This is a genomic window from Vibrio sp. IB15 (assembly GCF_016406055.1).
In the GTDB taxonomy this organism is placed as follows: domain Bacteria; phylum Pseudomonadota; class Gammaproteobacteria; order Enterobacterales; family Vibrionaceae; genus Vibrio; species Vibrio chagasii.
In genome coordinates this window covers 1-19,084 of sequence record NZ_JAEFCE010000021.1, presented here as the reverse complement: position 1 = coordinate 19,084, position 19,084 = coordinate 1, and the positions used below count along the sequence as shown (strand labels likewise).

Annotated in this window: 18 protein-coding genes and 3 tRNA genes; 19 read left to right on the top strand and 2 right to left on the bottom strand. The window is 44.9% G+C overall.

Translation table 11 applies throughout. The features are described 5' to 3' along the window. The first annotated feature begins 218 nt into the window (after nt 1-218). The 8 genes from ftsB (at nt 219) to rpoS (ending at nt 6,228) form a co-directional block, all read left to right on the top strand. Entirely contained in the window at nt 219-500 is a 282-nt protein-coding gene (ftsB, locus tag JC606_RS10035) for a cell division protein FtsB (protein ID WP_008221147.1), read from the top strand. Then, nucleotides 500-1,201 carry a 2-C-methyl-D-erythritol 4-phosphate cytidylyltransferase gene (ispD, locus tag JC606_RS10030; protein ID WP_198778522.1) on the top strand — a complete coding sequence of 234 codons (702 nt, stop codon included), beginning with the start codon at nt 500-502 and terminating at the stop codon, nt 1,199-1,201. Before ftsB ends, ispD begins: the two co-directional genes overlap by 1 nt. Nucleotides 1,202-1,203: 2 nt before the next feature. Next, nucleotides 1,204-1,683, top strand: coding sequence for a 2-C-methyl-D-erythritol 2,4-cyclodiphosphate synthase (ispF, locus tag JC606_RS10025; RefSeq protein ID WP_102424618.1), 480 nt, complete (start codon nt 1,204-1,206; stop codon nt 1,681-1,683). 22 nt (nt 1,684-1,705) lie between these two features. Continuing rightward, the gene (truD, locus tag JC606_RS10020; RefSeq protein WP_198778521.1) at nt 1,706-2,752 is read left to right on the top strand and encodes a tRNA pseudouridine(13) synthase TruD; all 1,047 of its coding nucleotides are present in this window, start codon (nt 1,706-1,708) and stop codon (nt 2,750-2,752) included. Nucleotides 2,753-2,829: 77 nt separating this feature from the next. Further along, nucleotides 2,830-3,573: a 5'/3'-nucleotidase SurE gene (gene surE, locus JC606_RS10015; protein WP_198778520.1), complete on the top strand. Its 744-nt coding sequence runs from the start codon at nt 2,830-2,832 to the stop codon at nt 3,571-3,573. Beyond that, nucleotides 3,574-4,200, top strand: a complete 627-nt coding sequence (locus tag JC606_RS10010; RefSeq protein WP_198778519.1) for a protein-L-isoaspartate(D-aspartate) O-methyltransferase — start codon at nt 3,574-3,576, stop codon at nt 4,198-4,200. 34 nt (nt 4,201-4,234) lie between these two features. Next, nucleotides 4,235-5,149, top strand: coding sequence for a murein hydrolase activator NlpD (gene nlpD, locus JC606_RS10005; protein ID WP_198778518.1), 915 nt, complete (start codon nt 4,235-4,237; stop codon nt 5,147-5,149). A 98-nt stretch (nt 5,150-5,247) separates the two neighbouring features. Next, the gene (gene rpoS / locus JC606_RS10000; RefSeq protein ID WP_150897807.1) at nt 5,248-6,228 is read left to right on the top strand and encodes an RNA polymerase sigma factor RpoS; all 981 of its coding nucleotides are present in this window, start codon (nt 5,248-5,250) and stop codon (nt 6,226-6,228) included. A gap of 86 nt (nt 6,229-6,314) precedes the next feature. Here rpoS and mutS read toward each other — a convergent pair whose 3' ends face one another. Then, nucleotides 6,315-8,876 (bottom strand): DNA mismatch repair protein MutS, encoded by a 2,562-nt coding sequence (mutS, locus tag JC606_RS09995; RefSeq protein WP_198778517.1) that lies wholly within the window; start codon nt 8,874-8,876, stop codon nt 6,315-6,317. A gap of 124 nt (nt 8,877-9,000) precedes the next feature. Between mutS and pncC the strand changes: the two genes are divergently transcribed. Further along, nucleotides 9,001-9,495 (top strand): nicotinamide-nucleotide amidase, encoded by a 495-nt coding sequence (gene pncC, locus JC606_RS09990; protein WP_198778516.1) that lies wholly within the window; start codon nt 9,001-9,003, stop codon nt 9,493-9,495. Nucleotides 9,496-9,636: 141 nt separating this feature from the next. Beyond that, nucleotides 9,637-10,677 carry a recombinase RecA gene (recA, locus tag JC606_RS09985; RefSeq protein WP_004739060.1) on the top strand — a complete coding sequence of 347 codons (1,041 nt, stop codon included), beginning with the start codon at nt 9,637-9,639 and terminating at the stop codon, nt 10,675-10,677. Nucleotides 10,678-10,842: 165 nt separating this feature from the next. On the opposite strand, the gene JC606_RS09980 is transcribed toward recA, so the two are convergent. Beyond that, nucleotides 10,843-11,721 (bottom strand): winged helix-turn-helix domain-containing protein, encoded by an 879-nt coding sequence (locus tag JC606_RS09980; protein WP_233090232.1) that lies wholly within the window; start codon nt 11,719-11,721, stop codon nt 10,843-10,845. A 239-nt stretch (nt 11,722-11,960) separates the two neighbouring features. Here JC606_RS09980 and JC606_RS09975 point away from each other — a divergent pair, with 239 nt between their 5' ends. The 9 genes from JC606_RS09975 (at nt 11,961) to JC606_RS09935 (ending at nt 18,935) form a co-directional block, all read left to right on the top strand. Then, nucleotides 11,961-12,239: a hypothetical protein gene (locus tag JC606_RS09975; protein WP_137408058.1), complete on the top strand. Its 279-nt coding sequence runs from the start codon at nt 11,961-11,963 to the stop codon at nt 12,237-12,239. A 164-nt stretch (nt 12,240-12,403) separates the two neighbouring features. Next, nucleotides 12,404-12,910 carry a thiol peroxidase gene (tpx, locus tag JC606_RS09970; protein WP_137408059.1) on the top strand — a complete coding sequence of 169 codons (507 nt, stop codon included), beginning with the start codon at nt 12,404-12,406 and terminating at the stop codon, nt 12,908-12,910. Nucleotides 12,911-13,093: 183 nt separating this feature from the next. Beyond that, nucleotides 13,094-13,582, top strand: a complete 489-nt coding sequence (locus tag JC606_RS09965) for a hypothetical protein (protein WP_198778515.1) — start codon at nt 13,094-13,096, stop codon at nt 13,580-13,582. A gap of 252 nt (nt 13,583-13,834) precedes the next feature. After that, entirely contained in the window at nt 13,835-16,417 is a 2,583-nt protein-coding gene (gene alaS / locus JC606_RS09960) for an alanine--tRNA ligase (RefSeq protein ID WP_137408061.1), read from the top strand. Between the two features lie 220 nt (nt 16,418-16,637). After that, nucleotides 16,638-17,819: an aspartate kinase gene (locus JC606_RS09955; protein ID WP_008221085.1), complete on the top strand. Its 1,182-nt coding sequence runs from the start codon at nt 16,638-16,640 to the stop codon at nt 17,817-17,819. 92 nt (nt 17,820-17,911) lie between these two features. Beyond that, complete coding sequence (csrA, locus tag JC606_RS09950; RefSeq protein WP_004415691.1) at nt 17,912-18,109, top strand: carbon storage regulator CsrA; 198 nt, start codon at nt 17,912-17,914, stop codon at nt 18,107-18,109. Between the two features lie 476 nt (nt 18,110-18,585). Continuing rightward, nucleotides 18,586-18,678 (top strand) — tRNA-Ser (locus JC606_RS09945). A 43-nt stretch (nt 18,679-18,721) separates the two neighbouring features. Beyond that, nucleotides 18,722-18,798 (top strand) — tRNA-Arg (locus JC606_RS09940). Nucleotides 18,799-18,842: 44 nt separating this feature from the next. Continuing rightward, nucleotides 18,843-18,935: transfer RNA gene (locus tag JC606_RS09935), tRNA-Ser, on the top strand. Nucleotides 18,936-19,084: the final 149 nt, after the last annotated feature.

Below are 19,084 nucleotides of genomic sequence, written 5' to 3'. Positions count from 1 at the left end.
AGGGAATCTCTTATTTGCGTTCCCTGCGATAGATTCTCAACTTATTGGCTCTTCGTTCTTGGGAATGACGTGGATCAGGAATCTCACCACTGGTTCCTAACGACAATAATTCCCCGACTTATTGATTCCCTGACACCACATATCTCGCACCAATAAGCTCATTATGGTATATATGTGCCTTATTCTAGTTCCTTCTTTTTCAACCGGCGAAAGGTGTTATGCGAATTTTTGCTTTAGTACTGCTCATAGTGTTTGGCTGGCTACAACACACACTGTGGCTCGGTAAAAATGGTATCTCTGATTACTACGGTGTGAACAACGAAATCCAAGTTCAGCAGCAAGTAAATGAAAAATTAAAAATTCGAAATGATGAGATGTTTGCAGAAATCGACGATCTACGCCAAGGCTTAGACGCGATTGAAGAACGCGCGCGTCATGAGCTTGGCATGGTTAAAGAAGGCGAAACGTTTTATCGCATCATTGGTGAGGAATCCCATTAATGTTGACTCAACCTCAAAGCGTGATTGCCGTTGTCCCTGCTGCGGGCGTGGGTAGCCGAATGAAGGCTGACCGTCCGAAGCAATACCTTAAGATCAATGGCAAAACGATTTTAGAGCATACTGTTGAGAAGCTACTGGCTCACCCGCAAGTCTCTCAAATTGTCGTCGCAATCAGTGATGATGACCCATACTACCCAGAGCTACCCCTTACTCAGAATCCACAAGTGATTCGAGTCGCTGGTGGAAGTGAAAGAGCGGATTCCGTTCTTTCTGCTTTAGATTATATCGAGAAGCAACAGCTCGGTGGTTGGGTGATGGTACATGATGCGGCAAGGCCTTGTGTTCAGCTAAGTGATATCGACAAGTTAATCTCGACGGCGATGAGCCATAATGTTGGGGCAATTTTAGCAGTCCCAGTTCGAGACACGATGAAGCGAGGCGCTCAAGGGCAAATTGATCATACTGTCGAGCGAGCTGATTTGTGGCACGCCCTTACACCACAAATGTTCAGAGCGGAACCTCTGTGGAATGTATTGAGCGAAGCGCTGCAACAAGGCGTTTCGATTACCGATGAAGCCTCTGCTTTTGAATGGAAAGGCTTCTCGCCCGCTTTAGTCGCAGGGCGTTCAGATAATTTTAAGATTACTCAGCCTGAAGATTTAGCGCTCGCTGAGTTCTATTTAAGTCAGAATAAGGAATAATGATGATTCGTATTGGCCATGGCTTTGATGTACATAAGTTTGGTGGTGAAGGTCCGGTAATTATTGGTGGTGTGAGCATCCCCTATGAACAAGGTCTTATCGCACACTCAGATGGTGATGTTGCCCTTCACGCTTTGTGTGACGCGCTATTAGGAGCGATCGCCGCAGGTGATATCGGTCGTCATTTCCCTGATACTGACGATGAGTGGAAAGGCGCGGATAGCCGTGAGCTATTGAAAGATGTGTACCGTCGAGTAAAAGAACAGGGCTACGTGATTGGTAATGCCGATATTACTATCATGGCGCAAGCGCCCAAAATGGCACCTCATATAGACTCTATGTGCCAAGCTATTGCACAAGATTTAGAAACCAGCATCAATAATGTGAACGTAAAAGCAACGACAACAGAGCGTTTAGGCTTTACGGGTCGCAAAGAGGGCATCGCATGTGAAGCGGTGGTCCTAATTACCAAAAGTGCGTAAGCACCAACACGAAAAGAACAGCATGTCAGATATTTTATCTTCATTGGCTTATCTAAACGGTAAACCAACTGCGAAAGCAAAACTAAAAGCGAAAGCTGAACACTTTGTCGTTAATGAAGACTTGGGTTTTGAATTTACCGGTGAAGGCGAACATCTCATGGTTCGCATCCGTAAAACGGGTGAGAACACCAGCTTCGTGGCAAACGAGTTGGCTAAAGCTTGTGGTGTTAAGTCGAAAGACGTGAGCTGGGCGGGTTTAAAAGACCGTCACGCAGTAACCGAGCAGTGGTTGAGCGTCCACCTACCGAAAGGTGAGCCTGACTTTTCAGCGTTCTTAGCACAATACCCAAGCATTGAAATCCTAGCGACAGCAAGACACAACAAAAAGTTACGTCCAGGTGATTTAGTTGGCAACCAATTTGAGTTGACCTTGTCTGAAGTAACGGATTGCGATGATGTGGTCAAGCGTTTGGCAAAAGTCGCTCAAGTGGGCGTGCCAAACTACTTTGGTGCTCAGCGTTTTGGTAACGAAGGTAACAACCTGTCGGAAGCTCGTCGTTGGGGCCGTGATAACGTTCGTACTCGTAATCAGAACAAACGTAGCTTGTACCTTTCTGCGGCTCGCTCGTGGATTTACAACCTAATCCTTTCTGACCGTATTGAGCAAGATGTATTTGCCTCGGCATTGGTTGGCGATATCGTGGTTAAAGACGGTGCACAGCTAACGGTAACGGCTGAAAACCTTGAATCTGTAAAGCAAGATATCGCGAATGGTACTGCATTGGTGACTGTAGCGTTGGCCGGTGATAACGCTTTGCCAACAACAGATGAGTCTCAAGTCTTAGAGCAGAAACACCTTGATGCTGAACAGGATTTGATGGCTCTGATTCGTGGTAACCGTATGCGTCACGACCGCCGTGAAGCGTCGCTGAAACCGACTGATCTAACGTGGGAAGTAAGTGAAGATAATGTCACTCTGAAGTTCTCTCTTGATGCAGGCTGCTTTGCGACGGCTATCGTTCGTGAATTGGTTGAAGAAGTACACGTAGAGAGAAGCTACGAGCAGTAATGATTCTGCTTGGCACTAAGTGACTTAATATTGGACTTTAAGTCACTTGGCATTGGAATATGAAGAAAGGATACAGAATGAAGATTTTACTCAGCAACGATGATGGTGTGCATGCTCAAGGTATTCATGAGCTAGCAAATGAATTACGTGATCTTGCTGAAGTTATCATAGTGGCACCTGACCGTAATCGTTCAGGCGCTTCAAATTCATTAACTTTAGAACAGCCTTTACGCGTTCAAGAGATCGCAGAAAGCACCTATTCAGTACAAGGGACACCAACCGATTGTGTGCATTTCGCATTAAATGAACTGCTAAAGGATGATATGCCTGATCTGGTATTAACGGGCATTAACCACGGCGCGAACCTGGGTGATGACGTGTTGTACTCAGGTACAGTCGCAGCCGCAATGGAAGGGCACTTCTTAGGCGTTCAATCGGTGGCGTTTTCTCTGGTTGGTAAAAAACATTTTAAGACAGCGGCAGCGATTGCTCGTCGTATTGTCGAACAACATTTAGCAAAACCAATCCCAACCAACCGCTTGTTAAACGTCAATGTGCCGGATCTCGCTTTAGAACAGCTATCAGGGACTCAGGTCACTCGTCTTGGCGCACGTCATCATGCTGAAGATATGATTAAGCAAAAAGACCCGCGTGGTCATGATATCTATTGGCTTGGTCCTCCGGGTAAAGAGCAAGATGCAGGAGAAGGGAATGATTTCTATGCGATTGAGCATGGTTATGTATCGGTAACGCCATTGCAGGTTGATCTGACGGCGCACGAATCTTTGGGCGCTATGACAACATGGTTAGGGGAGAAGTAAGTGAGTAACCCACAAGCAGAACGCTTAATTACTTTTCTGATTGAAAATGGCATCCGAGACCAAAAAGTACTGGATGCGATTTACCAACTGCCAAGAGAGAGTTTTTTGTCTCAGGCTATGTATCATCAGGCTTATGACAATAATGCGCTGCCTATTGGGCAAGGGCAGACCATCTCACAGCCGTATATTGTTGCTAAAATGACAGAATTACTTGAGCTGCAACAAGATAGCCGAGTTTTGGAAATCGGAACCGGTTCTGGCTACCAAACTGCTGTTTTAGCTCAACTTGTTGATCATGTTTATTCGGTTGAAAGAATAAAGTCGCTACAATGGGACGCTAAGCGTCGGCTAAAACAGCTCGATTTTTATAATATTTCAACTAAGCACGGTGATGGTTGGCAAGGGTGGTCTTCTAAAGGGCCTTTTGATGCGATCATCGTAACCGCTGCTGCAGAGTCAATTCCTCAAGCGCTTTTGCAACAGCTTAAAGATGGTGGTCGTCTATTGATTCCGGTTGGTGATGACGAGCAACAGTTATTGAAGATTGTGCGTCAAGGTGATGAGTTTTTGTCGAGTGTCATCGAGATGGTGCGATTTGTACCTCTGGTGCCTGGTGAGCTAGCTTAATAAAAGACTGATGGTGTAGGTGGATAGAGAGTCGATGCGTTCGAAGTTGTTAAAAGGAAGTTCCTTGCTGCTTAGCTGTGCCCTTGTCGGGTGTGCAGCGAATTCGCCTGCGCCAGTTTCAAGCCTAAGTAAAAACTACTCATCGGTTGATCGCGGTAGCTACCGTGGCAGTTACTACGAAGTGAAAAAAGGCGATACGCTTTATTTCATCGCGTATGTCACCAATAAAGATGTACAAGACCTGATTAGCTATAACAAACTTGCAGCTCCTTATACCATCCACCCAGGGCAGAAGCTTAAGTTGTGGCGTCCTAGCTATAACGCGCCAGCCTATGGTAAATCAACGGTTGTAGCCGCAGCAGTCGCTGCTCCTGTTGCCGTGTCCACAACATCATCGACGGCAAGTAAACCTAAAGCAACCCCGCAGCAGAGCAAAAACTCTAAACCTGCGCCAGCTCAAACTACAGCCAAAGTGGCGAAAAAAGATCCACCAAAGAAGGTTGAACAATCCAAATCAAAGGAGTATGTTGGGTCTAAAGGTAAACAGAATGTTACACCGTCCACCAAACCAACAAGTGATAAAGTATCCAAATGGTTATGGCCAACAAAGGGGAGAGTAATTAAGAATTTCTCTGTAGGCGAACAAGGAAATAAAGGCATAGACATAGCAGGACAGCGAGGTCAGCCAATAGTATCTACTGCAGGGGGAACGGTTGTTTATTCGGGTAATGCATTACGAGGCTACGGCAATCTAGTGATTGTGAAGCACAATGATAATTACTTAAGTGCATACGCGCATAACGACCGACTATTAGTATCTGAAGGGCAAAGTGTTAAACCAGGGCAGAAGATTGCAACAATGGGAAGCTCTGGAGCCAGCAGTGTTAGGCTGCACTTTGAGATTCGTTACCAAGGTAAATCCGTCAATCCAAAACGATATTTACCTTAAATACAATACCAACTAATCACGTATTGTATTGAGTGACATAGTCATTTAGCGACATATGAAGTTGTAATGTCATGCTAATTTCGCCAGGGGGAGGCGTTATGAGTATAAGCAATGCAGTAATCAAAGAAGAGTTCGATCTTGACCAAGTAACCACGGAATCGGAAACACTTGAACAAGAGAAGCGAACAGCCACTAAGAAAGCCGAAGTTAAAGAAGAAACAGAATTTACTTCCAAGAGTTTAGATGCGACGCAACTGTATCTGGGCGAAATCGGTTTCTCACCACTACTAACCGCTGAAGAAGAGGTGCTTTACGCACGTCGAGCTCTACGCGGTGATGAAGCAGCACGCAAACGCATGATCGAGAGTAACCTGCGTTTGGTAGTGAAAATTTCCCGTCGTTATAGCAACCGTGGCTTGGCACTTCTCGATCTAATCGAAGAAGGCAACCTAGGTTTGATTCGCGCCGTCGAGAAATTTGACCCAGAGCGTGGCTTCCGTTTTTCTACTTACGCGACATGGTGGATTCGTCAGACCATAGAGCGTGCCCTGATGAATCAGACTCGCACTATCCGTTTGCCTATTCATGTTGTGAAAGAGCTGAACATCTACCTACGTACTGCAAGAGAACTATCACAAAAGCTTGACCACGAACCAACAGCTGAAGAGATCGCTTCTAAGCTCGATAAGCCGGTTGGTGATGTGAGTAAGATGCTTCGTTTAAACGAAAGAGTGAGTTCTGTAGATACGCCAATTGGTGGTGATGGTGAGAAAGCACTGTTGGATATTATTCCAGACATCAACAATTCTGACCCTGAGGTTTCAACTCAAGACAGTGATATCAAGAACTCACTGATCTTCTGGCTTGATGAACTGAATCCTAAGCAGAAAGAGGTGCTTGCACGTCGATTTGGACTACTAGGTTATGAACCGTCAACGCTAGAAGAAGTTGGCCGTGAAATCAGCCTGACTCGTGAGCGAGTTCGTCAAATCCAAGTTGAAGGTCTGCGTCGTCTACGTGAGATCCTAATCAAGCAAGGTCTGAACATGGAAAACCTGTTCAACGTTGAAAACGACTAAACGATATCCACTGTATGGAATCAAAAAAACGCTGACTTAATGTCAGCGTTTTTGTTTTTATCGGGGTTAAAGGTATTTGCCTTTGATTAGAGCAGTTTCTTCAAGCGGTACAACTCTTCCAGAGCTTGGCGTGGCGTCAGATCATCAGGATCCACGTTCGCTAATGCTTGCTCTACTTCGCTTGGTTCCGGGATAAGGCTCAGTTGGTTCGCAATATCAACGCCGCTCGGCTTCGATGTAGGAGACTCAATGCTCAACGCTTCAAGTTGTGTCAGTTTCGCACGAGCGTTCTTGATCACGGCTTTTGGTACGCCAGCTAACCCAGCAACCGCTAGGCCGTAAGACTTACTTGCTGCACCTTCTTGAACTGCGTGCATGAAGGCGATGCTGTCACCGTGCTCTACTGCGTCTAAGTGAACGTTGGCCAGTGTTGGAATCTGGTTTGGTAGTTCGGTTAGCTCAAAGTAGTGCGTCGCAAACAGTGTCATCGCATTGATTTGATTCGCTAGCCATTCTGCACTTGCCCAAGCCAGAGATAGACCATCGTAAGTACTGGTACCACGACCGATTTCATCCATCAGCACCAAGCTGTTTGGTGTTGCGTTATGCAGGATGTTGGCAGTCTCTGTCATCTCAACCATGAAGGTTGAGCGACCAGACGCTAGATCGTCCGATGCGCCAATACGAGTAAAGATACGGTCGATAGAGCCAATGGTTGCGCTTTCAGCTGGCACATAACAACCGATATGCGCCATTAGCGCGATAAGTGCTGTTTGACGCATGTAAGTCGATTTACCACCCATGTTTGGACCTGTGATGATCAGCATCTTACGCTTATCGTTAAGGTCAATTGGGTTAGCAATGAATGGTTCGTCCATCACTTGCTCAACCACTGGGTGACGGCCTGCTTGGATTTGGACGCCAGCGGATTCCGTCATAGTCGGGCGGCAGTAATCGAGAGTGTCTGCACGTTCGGCTAAGTTCTGTAAGACATCAAGCTGAGACACAGAAGAGGCGATGTTTTGTAGTCGCTCTAAATGTGGCAGTAGCAAATCAAACAGCTCTTCCCATAACTGCTTCTCGATAGCCAGAGCTTTCGACTTAGAGTTTAGAACTTTGTCTTCGTGCTCTTTTAGCTCAGGAATGATGTAGCGCTCAGCGTTCTTTAGTGTTTGACGACGTACATAGTGTGGCGGAACAAGGTGGCTTTGCCCGCGGCTTACCTGAATAAAGAAACCGTGTACGTTGTTGTAACCCACTTTTAGTGTGTCGATACCATGACGTTCACGCTCTTCTTGTTCGAGTTGGTCAAGGAATTCGGTTGCACCAGCGGCTAGGTTACGCCACTCGTCTAGTTCAGCATTGTAGCCTTCTTCGATTACACCGCCATCGCGGATAACCACGGGTGGGTTCTCTTTGATGGCGCGCTCTAATAGCTCTGAGACCTCATCTAAAGGAGAAGCATACTGAGCTAACTGAGTGAGGTATGGGTGCTTAAGCTGGGTTAGCGTTTCTACAAGTTCTGGTAGGTATTCCATCGCTTGACGAAGTCGCGCCATATCACGAGGGCGAGCCGAGCGAAGTGCCAATCGAGCCAAAATACGCTCAATGTCACCGATCTGTTTCAGGGTTGGCTGCAGCTCAGTAAATAGAGCCAAATCTTTCATTTCACCAATCGCGTCTAGGCGCTGATCGAGTGCCGAGATATTACGCATTGGTTGATGTAACCAACGCTTAAGCATACGACTACCCATTGCGGTTGCAGTGTGGTCCAGCACTTCAGCAAGGGTGTTATCGGTACCACCACCAAGATTTTGTGTGATCTCTAGGTTGCGGCGAGTTGCAGCATCAAGGATCACCGAGTGATCTTGCTTGTCCATGGTCAGTGAACGGATATGTGGAAGTGCTGTCCGTTGGGTATCTTTCACATACTGAATAAGACAGCCGGCTGCACACAAGCCAAGCTTCGCGCCTTCAACGCCAAAACCAACAAGGTCACGAGTACCAAACTGTTGGTTCAACTGCTGCTTAGCGGTATCTAGTTCAAATTCCCATACTGGACGACGACGATTGCCAGTGCGGCTTGCCATTAATTCAACGGGTTCGAAATCTTCAGGGAACAACAACTCACGCGGAGAGGTTCTCTGCAGTTCTGCTGCCATTGCTTCTTCGGTTTCTGGTTCACACAGTTGGAATCGGCCAGAGGTAATGTCTAGCGTCGCGTAACCAAACTGGCCATTGTGGTGGTAGATAGCGGCAATCAAATTGTCGACGCGTTCAGAAAGCAGTGCTTCGTCAGTTACGGTACCCGGTGTCACGATACGCACAACCGCACGCTCTACAGGGCCTTTTGAAAGTGCTGGATTACCAATCTGTTCACAAATTGCTACGGATTCACCGAGTTGCACTAACTTTGCTAGGTACCCCTCAACGGCATGGTATGGGACACCGGCCATTGGGATTGGCTCACCATTTGAAGAGCCGCGTTTAGTCAGTGAAATATCGAGGAGTTGAGACGCTTTTTTTGCGTCATCGTAGAAAAGCTCGTAGAAATCGCCCATGCGGTAGAACAGCAGAATTTCTGGGTTTTCTGCCTTCAGTTTTAGGTACTGCTGCATCATGGGAGTATGTTTTTGATCGGCTTTCACAGTTAACTTCTTTCGTTTATTTCTATTGCGGCTTAGGATACGTGAAAGCGTTTCGTGCGAAAAGCGGCTGAAGCGAAAAGATGCGCATCCAAATGTTCTAATGGTAAATAAAGGGAAGCTGACAATGCAGATGACTCAAGATCTTAGTGAAAAACTCGGACTGTTGCTTGCAGAGCACAATCAGGTGTTGGTCACCGCCGAATCTTGTACTGGTGGCGGTGTAGCAAGTGCGGTAACGGATATCGCGGGCAGTTCTGCTTGGTTTGATCGCGCTTTTGTCACGTATAGCAATGAAGCCAAACAAGAGATGATTGGCGTACAGTTAGAAACCTTAGTGGAATTTGGTGCGGTCAGTGAACCTGTCGTCATCGAAATGGCTAAAGGAGCGCTAGAGCATTCGAACGGAACCATCGCGGTGTCAATTAGTGGTATTGCAGGCCCTGGCGGCGGTACAAAAGAGAAGCCCGTAGGAACGGTATGCTTTGCTTGGAAAGCGCTAAGTGTTTGGAATAAAGTGGAAACGCATGTATTTGATGGTGACAGATCACAAGTACGCCAACAAGCCACCCACCATGCTCTGCAAGTTATTTATGATTACCTATCAATGGAAGACAAGTAACATTTGTACAAATTATTTTCATACAGGTATAGACACTGTATGAATCAACAGTATAATAAAAGCCAATTAGTCATCCCTATGTGGGTTAGAAATAGATTCTAAATCGCTTGTTTCACGACAACCGATTACCTGGAGATAGTAATGGACGAGAATAAACAAAAAGCGTTAGCCGCAGCCCTTGGTCAGATTGAAAAACAATTTGGTAAAGGCTCTATCATGCGTCTTGGTGACAACCGTACAATGGATGTAGAAACGATTTCTACTGGTTCTCTATCTCTAGATATCGCACTAGGTGCTGGTGGTCTACCGATGGGTCGTATCGTTGAAATCTACGGTCCAGAATCTTCAGGTAAAACAACGCTAACACTTGAGCTGATCGCTGCAGCACAAAAAGTAGGTAAAACCTGTGCTTTCGTTGATGCTGAGCACGCACTAGACCCTATTTACGCTCAAAAGCTTGGTGTTGATATCGATGCACTTCTTGTTTCTCAACCGGATACTGGTGAACAAGCTCTAGAAATTTGTGATGCTCTAGCGCGTTCTGGTGCTATCGACGTATTGGTTGTCGATTCAGTAGCAGCACTAACACCAAAAGCTGAAATCGAAGGCGAAATGGGTGACAGCCACATGGGTCTTCAAGCTCGTATGCTTTCTCAGGCAATGCGTAAGCTGACTGGTAACCTTAAGCAGTCTAACTGTATGTGTATCTTCATTAACCAAATCCGTATGAAGATTGGTGTAATGTTTGGTAACCCAGAAACAACAACGGGTGGTAACGCACTTAAGTTCTACGCATCGGTTCGTCTTGATATTCGTCGTACTGGTTCTATCAAAGAAGGTGACGAGATCGTTGGTAACGAAACGCGCATTAAGGTTGTTAAGAACAAGATTGCTGCACCGTTTAAACAAGCTGAAACTCAAATCTTATACGGCCAGGGTTTTAACCGCGAAGGTGAGCTGATTGACCTAGGTGTTAAGAACAAGTTAGTTGATAAAGCTGGCGCTTGGTACAGCTACAAAGGCGATAAGATCGGTCAAGGTAAATCGAACTCTTGTAAGTTCCTACGTGAAAACCCAGAGATCGCTCTAGAGCTAGATACTAAACTTCGTGAACTACTACTGACTCCTGCTGTTCTTGACGAGAAAGAAGTAGAAAAAGAAGAAGAGAACGAAGAGTTTTAATCTAAATCGTTGCTCTTAGCTAAGAACTTTAAGCCTCGCATTGTATGCGGGGCTTTTTTATTAGTGGACACATTGTGGCTACATTTCCTCAGTTCTCATCGGCGCTTTTGCACGTTACTCCCCCACCTGAAACTAAGCTGTACAACTTTCCAAGGGCTGGAACTATTATTGCTGTGGCTTACCTTTGCAGTAAAAGGAATCCAGTAAAGGAGTAATAATGGATGGGTAAATATTGAGGCCATCTAGTTTCTGTTTGAAGATATTTTGACTCTTTCGATTGTTGGTAAAAACAAAAGCATACATTGAAATGATGTTGTCTCGGAAAGCTGAATTAGTGATGCGAATGTAGATACTTTTTACATTGCACTGCGATAGCTCGAGGTGATCGATGTATGAGGTCATTTCGGGTGCAGTGATTGTATTTGATTGGTCATGAACATAAAGCGTGGCACTACCAAAGGAATAGGACTGGTAGTTGTCTTTATCTAAAAATGGCGCTTGCTCTTTGTTGTAATGAATATCGTAGTAGGCGACCAATATGATGCCAAGCCACAGGGCACATAAATTTAACGTAAATTGACGAGGAAACTTGGTTTTCGTTTTCTGAGTACTGACTGGTTGCTGTAAATCTGGGCTTATTTTTTCTTCATCAATGCTAGTGCCTGCATCCGCCAATTCAAGTTGCACTTCAGCATCAACGAAAGGCTTAATTTCTTCAACCTTCAGAGCTTGTTGCTTTGGTGAAATCACCAATAAGTAACCTTGCTTACTGATTGTTTTGAGTTCTAGCTCGTTAGTGTCTAATTTTTTGAATACTTTTCGAATATAACTAATGGTGTTGGTTAGGGACTGATCGGTAACCAACACACCTTGCCAACACTCTTCAAACAACTCCTCTCGCGAAACGCATCTATCTTGGTGCTTTAACAAGTACAACAGAACCTTGAACGGTAGAGGGCGCATGCTGACCGTGATATCCGCTGGATGGTGAGTCAGCGTCCTTATCTCAATATCAATAGTGACGGAATCGGTGATATTACGCATTTGATTCATGGGCTTAGTAATTTTAATGAAGTTCATTTTGGCGGGCGGTACTTTAAGCATAGGAGGGCTGTCTGTAACTGTAAAATCTCATTGGTTATATAAAGATTACATTTAGCTATGTGGTTATGTTTTTGTTTGGCAATGGTTTGTGGTGAGAACGAGGGCTGGTTGCTAACGTAATGCCGCCTCGAGTTTGGGTGATAGCTTGACTTCTAATCGTTGTTTTAAAGGTAATTAGGATGCCAGAAATTAAACAGAAAAACTCTCAATCGGTGAATCAGCTGTTGCAAGAGTATAAGTACGTCACTTCCATAGAGTCCTTTCAACTGGATGTTGTTCAGTCTCTTACTAAGATTTTTGCCGATAAAGAGAAGAGCCTTGAGCGCTGCGACAAGGTGACCTTACTCAAGGTTGCTCAGCAGCATATTGATCAAGAAATTGATTTCTCTCTTTCTGTTGGTTTCGACGATGCGGTTCCTATCCTCAATCAAATACGAAAAGTAATCGAAGCTGCCTAAGCGTTGAGTTTGCGCCCGAGCGTTAATAAACGTTTTTACTGATTTCGCAGGTGCAAATTACGAATGACATATAGATAAGAGATGTTCGATTTGAATGTCTTTAGATAATAGCAACACAGTCAGCTACAACAGCCATTTTTAGAATTACATTGAAAGGAATAAACATGAACACAGTGACATTTATGGGCGATAAAATCGCACTAGCAGGTGACTTCCCACAAAAAGGTGAAGTACTTACTACACCAGCAATGACATCGGTATCGTTAGCACCACTAACGATTTCAGAAAAACAAGCTGATTTTAAACTGATCTACTTGTTCCCAAGCGTTGATACACCAGTATGTTCAAGCAGTACTAAGGTGATCTCTGAACTAGCAGAGCTAAAATCTGAGTCAGTAGATGTATATACGGTTTCAACCGATCTACCATTTGCGCTTGCTCGCTACCAAGAGAGCGAAGGTGTGAAAGGCATTGAGCAGCTATCGGTATTCAAAAATCCAGAGCTATTAAAAGCATTCGGTACTCAGTTTGAAGAGCATGCACTATCTGGCTTGTCAGCTCGTGCAGTTATTCTACTAGATGCGAACAACGTCGTTTTGCATAGCGAATTGGTTTCGGAAGTAACTGAAGAACCAAACTACAACGCTATTGTGGAAGCTCTAAAAGCTTAATCATAGTGGGGAGCCTTGGTGAATTTTGGGCACCGAGGCTTCACTGTTAATTAGGCGAAACTTTATGGATTACAAGATTTTGCTGAACCTTAGTTGGTTTCGGTCTACGCTTATAATTCAGATGCTTGCCGTGAATGACAGGCAAGTAAGTAAAGAATAGAATCAGATACAAGGTGTCACGCATTGATAAAATCTAAGCCTGCAATTTTTGTCCTGATTACAGCGCTAGGTGTATTTATTCTGGCAATCGTATTACTCATTCAACCGATCTCTTTAAGAGGGAGTCAATGGGCGTGTAACCTTAAACATGTGGGTTTTGTTACGTCATCGTATGCGCAGTACTCTGAGTTGAATGAATTTATGCTGTACTCATTTAGTTCTGACGAAGATTTTTTTGTCAGCGATAGGATTCAAACCGTGAATCAGCAGGGGGCAGTCGAAACGGCAGAGGTAGTGTTTGTCGGAAAATATACATTGCAAGATAATCATTTAGAGATGGTATTTAATGAAGTGAACTTCAGGCATAAACACCCGAATGACATGATCAATCGTAATCAGGCGCTGTATAAGGGTTTTACGATTCAATATGATATTGAATTGGAAGATGATTTTCTTTATCTGTTCTCTGCCAATAATAGTGAAGAGTTCAATCATATCTGCACTAAGCGCTAGCCTTCCATAGTCAGTAATACCCAGTGCGTTCTCTTACTTATCAGAGTTGATTGAAGCCTCCCCCATAAACATTCATCACACCGGTTTTCTTCATATCTACTTGGTACAACCTAGTGGAATATTCTTCATTTTCGCTAATTCCAACTAAAATCCTACCCAAGGGCGTCTTTTCTACAAGAAAACTAGTCGAAGCCTTAACCATGATCTACAATACGGCAAAATTCTAACTCGACTATTTTCAGGAAGAGCTGCATGTACATGAGCACTGATGAGGTTCGCAACGCGTTCCTTAAGTTCTTTGAGAGCAAAGGACACCAAATCGTAGACAGTTCATCGTTAGTTCCACATAACGATCCAACCCTGCTATTCACTAACGCAGGTATGAACCAATTCAAAGATTGTTTCTTAGGCGCCGAGAAGCGTGCCTACACTCGAGCGACTACGGCTCAACGTTGTGTACGTGCTGGCGGTAAACACAATGACCTTGAAAACGTAGGTTTCACGGCTCGTCACCACACATTCTTTGAAATGCTTGGTAACTTCAGCTTTGGTGACTACTTCAAAGAAGACGCGATTGCGTTTGCTTGGGAATTCCTAACAGAAACTCTACAACTGCCAAAAGATCGTCTATTGGTAACGGTATACGAGACAGATGACGAAGCATTCGATATCTGGAACAAGAAAGTAGGTGTACCTGCTGACCGTATCGTTCGCATTGGCGACAAAGAAGGCGGTAAACAGTTCGAGTCTGACAACTTCTGGACAATGGGTGACACAGGTCCTTGTGGTCCATGTACTGAGATTTTCTACGATCACGGTGAACACATTTGGGGCGGCCGTCCAGGCACTCCTGAAGAAGATGGTGACCGTTTCATCGAGATCTGGAACAACGTATTCATGCAGTTCAACCGTCACGCAGACGGCACAATGGAACCGCTACCTAAGCCTGCTGTTGATACAGGTATGGGTATTGAGCGTATCTCTGCAATCATGCAAGGCGTACACTCAAACTACGAAATCGATGTATTCCAAAAGCTAATCAAAGCAACGGCTGAAACGATCGGTTACGAAGACCTATCAAACCAGTCGCTACGCGTTATCGCTGACCACATCCGTTCTTGTTCATTCCTGATCGCTGATGGCGTTATGCCTTCAAACGAAGGTCGTGGTTACGTTCTACGTCGTATTATCCGTCGTGCAGTTCGTCACGGTAACAAGCTAGGTGCACAAGGCGTATTCTTCCACAAACTTGTGGGTGTACTAGCTGAAGTGATGGGTTCTGCAGCAGACGAGCTGAAGAAGCAACAAGAGCTTGTTGAAAAAGTACTTCGTATCGAAGAAGAGAACTTTGGTCGCACACTAGAGCGCGGCATGGTTATCCTGAACGAAGCACTAGACGCTCTTGAAGGCAAAGAGCTAGACGGTGAAACAGTATTCAAACTTTACGATACCTACGGCTTCCCAGCTGATTTAACTAACGACGTAGCTCGTGAGCGTGACTTCACCATTGATGAAGAAGGCTTCGAGAAGGCGATGGAAGTTCAGCGTCAGCGTGCACGTGAAGCAGGCCAATTCGGTACTGACTACAACGCGACGATTAAAGTGGAAACTAACACTGAGTTCTGTGGCTACACAGGTACAGAAGGTGCTGGTGAGATCTCTGCACTGTTCGTTGAAGGCGAAGAGGTTGCTTCTCTGTCTGCGGGCGATAAAGCAATCATCATCCTTGAGGAAACCCCATTCTACGCGGAATCAGGCGGTCAATGTGGTGATACCGGTACGCTAAAAACTGCGTCTGGTCTTTTCAAAGTTGAAGACACTCAAAAGCTAGGTAACGCATTTGCACACCACGGTGAGCTAGTTGAAGGTGTGTTCGCGAAAGGCGATAAAGTAGAAGCAACAGTAGACGCTGAGCGTCGTGCTGCTATCTCACTAAACCACTCTGCAACTCACTTACTTCACGCTGCACTGCGCGAAGTGCTTGGTGAGCACGTTGCTCAGAAAGGTTCTTTGGTTAAGCCAGACAACCTACGTTTTGATTTCTCTAACCTTGAAGCGGTAACACCGGCACAGATTAAAGAAGTAGAGCGTTTGGTTAACGCACAAGTTCGTAAGAACCATGCAATTGAAACCAACATCATGGACATCGAGTCAGCGAAAGAAAAAGGTGCAATGGCACTGTTTGGCGAGAAGTACGATGATGAAGTTCGCGTTCTGTCTATGGGCGATTTCTCTACTGAGCTTTGTGGTGGTATTCACGCTTCAAACACAGGTGATATTGGTCTATTCAAGATCACTTCTGAAGGTGGTATCGCAGCGGGTATTCGTCGTATCGAAGCGGTAACGGGTGAAGCTGCACTAGATGCAGTAGAAGCTCAAGCTAACGCTTACGAAGAGAAACTGGCTGAGTCAGCTAAGAAAGCGAAATCTCTAGAGAAAGAAATCCAACTACTTAAAGAAAAGATGGCTGCAGCAGAAAGTGCAAACATCATGGGCAAAGTAGAAGAGATCTCTGGTACTAAGGTACTGGTTGCTGCTATTGAAGGTGCAGACAACAAGAACCTACGTACTATGGTTGATAATGCTAAAAACCAAGTGGGTAGCGGCATCATCCTGATCGCTAACGTAGCAGACGGTAAAGTTGGCTTGATTGCTGGTGTAACTAAAGACCTTATCGGCAAAGTAAAAGCTGGTGATCTCGTTAAGATGGTTGCTGAGCAAGTTGGCGGTAAAGGTGGCGGTCGTCCAGATATGGCTCAAGCGGGCGGTACTGACGTTGAAGCACTACCTGAAGCGCTTAAATCTGTACGTACTTGGCTAGAAGAGCGTCTTTAAGCTTAAGTAATTGATACAAAGATGCCCAATCAGTTGATTGGGCATCTTTTATTTTGCCTATTGGAAGAGTGTCTAAACCAGGTTTGATTGAGATTAACCAAGAAGTCTAATGTCAATGTTAGACTTCTTGGTTAATTTTTTATTGCTTCGCCATGACGCGGAGCGTGTGTTTTTTTGTCATATATAGACATTGGTCTTGGGAAGGTGAGGACGGGTGAAAATGCCTCTTATCGTGCAGAAGTTTGGCGGAACGTCAGTGGGTTCAATAGAACGAATCCAACATGTAGCAGAGAAAATCATTGAAGCGAAAAATGAAGGCAATCAGGTTGTGGTTGTGGTCTCTGCTATGTCAGGAGAAACGAATCGGTTGGTTAACTTAGCCACTCAAATCGATAGCGTACCAAATGCTAGAGAATTGGATGTGTTGTTAACTGCAGGAGAACAAGTTTCCATGGCACTGTTGGCGATGACGCTGCACAAGTTAGGTTATGAAGCGACATCGATGACGGGCTATCAAGCTGGGATTCACACCGATTCTAATCATAACAATGCGACGATCGAGCGTATTGATACTACTCCTATTCAAACCTTGTTAGACGACAATCAGATTGTGATTGTGGCTGGCTTTCAAGGTATGAACGCTAAAGGCGACATTACGACATTAGGCCGTGGTGGTTCCGATACCACAGCGGTTGCGTTAGCTGGCGCCCTTCAAGCTAAAGAGTGCCAGATCTATACTGATGTCGATGGCGTTTACTCGTGTGATCCTCGCGTTGTTAAACATTCGAAGAAGTTAGATACCTTAGACTTTCCATCGATGGAAGAGATGGCTCGTCGTGGTGCTAAGGTATTGCACCTTCCGTGCGTGCAGTACGCGTGGCAACACAATGTGCCATTGCGAGTGCTTTCAAGCTTTGAAGAAGGCGAGGGTACATTGATTGCTGGCGACCAGTGTTTGAATGATATTTCTGGCCTCGCTATACAAAGAGATATGGTGCGTATCGAGTGTTTGAATGAGGACCTAGATTCTTTCTTATCGCATTGCCAACTGTTAGGAATTGAAGTCTGTAGTGTGATCGAGGGAACAGAACGGGCAGCACTCATTATTAAACAAGACATAAGTGCCAAATTAAAACTAGTTTTTGATGAGAAAATCCGTAATAGTGAACAGGTTAGTTTGTTAACTGTGGTAGGAAGCCGAACACAAGAAATTGTGGTCAGTTCACATGGATTGTTGTCTGAAGGCGAAATTGATGTACAGCATCACTTATTGCAGCAGCAGTCTTTAACTTTGGTGATATCACCAACGCAAGTCGATACGGCTGCTAACATATTACATAATGCATACATCGTAGCGCGTGAAAAGCAGGGTTATCCCCAAAAAGAAGTGCATTTTGGTTAAATAAACTCAATCGATAGTTTACGAAAATATAACTTTTGTTGGATAATGCTCTCGTAGCTAGATAAATTTAGAGATTACTCAAGGAGCAAAGAATGCTAATTTTGACTCGCCGCGTTGGCGAAACACTGATGATTGGTGATGAAGTAACAGTTACTGTACTAGGTGTTAAAGGTAACCAAGTACGTATTGGTGTTAACGCACCTAAAGAAGTATCTGTTCACCGTGAAGAGATCTACATGCGCATTCAAGCTGAAAAAGGTAATGGTAACGTTGCATCTGGCAACTACTAATACTTTGCGTAGAGAAGAGGCTAGCATTACTGCTAGCCTTTTTTGATCTTGAGGAATGATAATTCGACGTCGAAACATTGGTTCATCGGATAACGTATTTGTTTTGATTTTGCAGAATGAATACTTCACCAAGTTAGGTGCTATTGGTAATTGCTGGGTGTGATAGCGGACGGTGAAATTTCTTTGCCACACTTCAAGATTTATTGGCTTCCCCTATAGCGCGAATACGCATCCCGTAGTATTGTTCATCCAGCGGTAGCACTTGCTGCTGGAGAAATCAGATAATTGTTTTTAGCGGTTTATTATTGCCAATCTTTCGCCTTAATTTTTAAGGGAAAAAGCGCGCTTTTGATGTTGTAAGTTCAAATTGCAAGCGCTTTGATTAAATAGCAAACGGTTGAGTGTTTTTGTCCAATTTTTTTCAATAAAGTGTTTGACATATTTTCGGTAAAACGTAATATGTGCCTCCGCAAGACGGTGAGGTGGCCGAGAGGCCGAAGGCGCTCCCCTGCTAAGGGAGTATGTGGTTTGTAGCTGCATCGAGGGTTCGAATCCCTCCCTCACCGCCATTTCTTGCGAGTCTAAAGTTAGCAACTTAGACAATGTAAATGTGCGTCCTTAGCTCAGCTGGATAGAGTACCTGGCTACGAACCAGGCGGTCGGAGGTTCGAATCCTCCAGGACGCGCCATTCTCTCTTCTCTTACTTGTAAGTGATGTGAGAATAATGAATTAGGTGAGGTGGCCGAGTGGCCGAAGGCGCTCCCCTGCTAAGGGAGTATGTGGTTTGTAGCTGCATCGAGGGTTCGAATCCCTCCCTCACCGCCATTCATTACAGGCCGATGGCCTTTTTTTTTCTTCGTAGCAAGAAGAATGTGATATATTTCACAACTTCATTCTTAATGAATGAACATCGTGCGTCCTTAGCTCAGCTGGATAGAGTACCTGGCTACGAACCAGGCGGTCGGAGGTTCGAA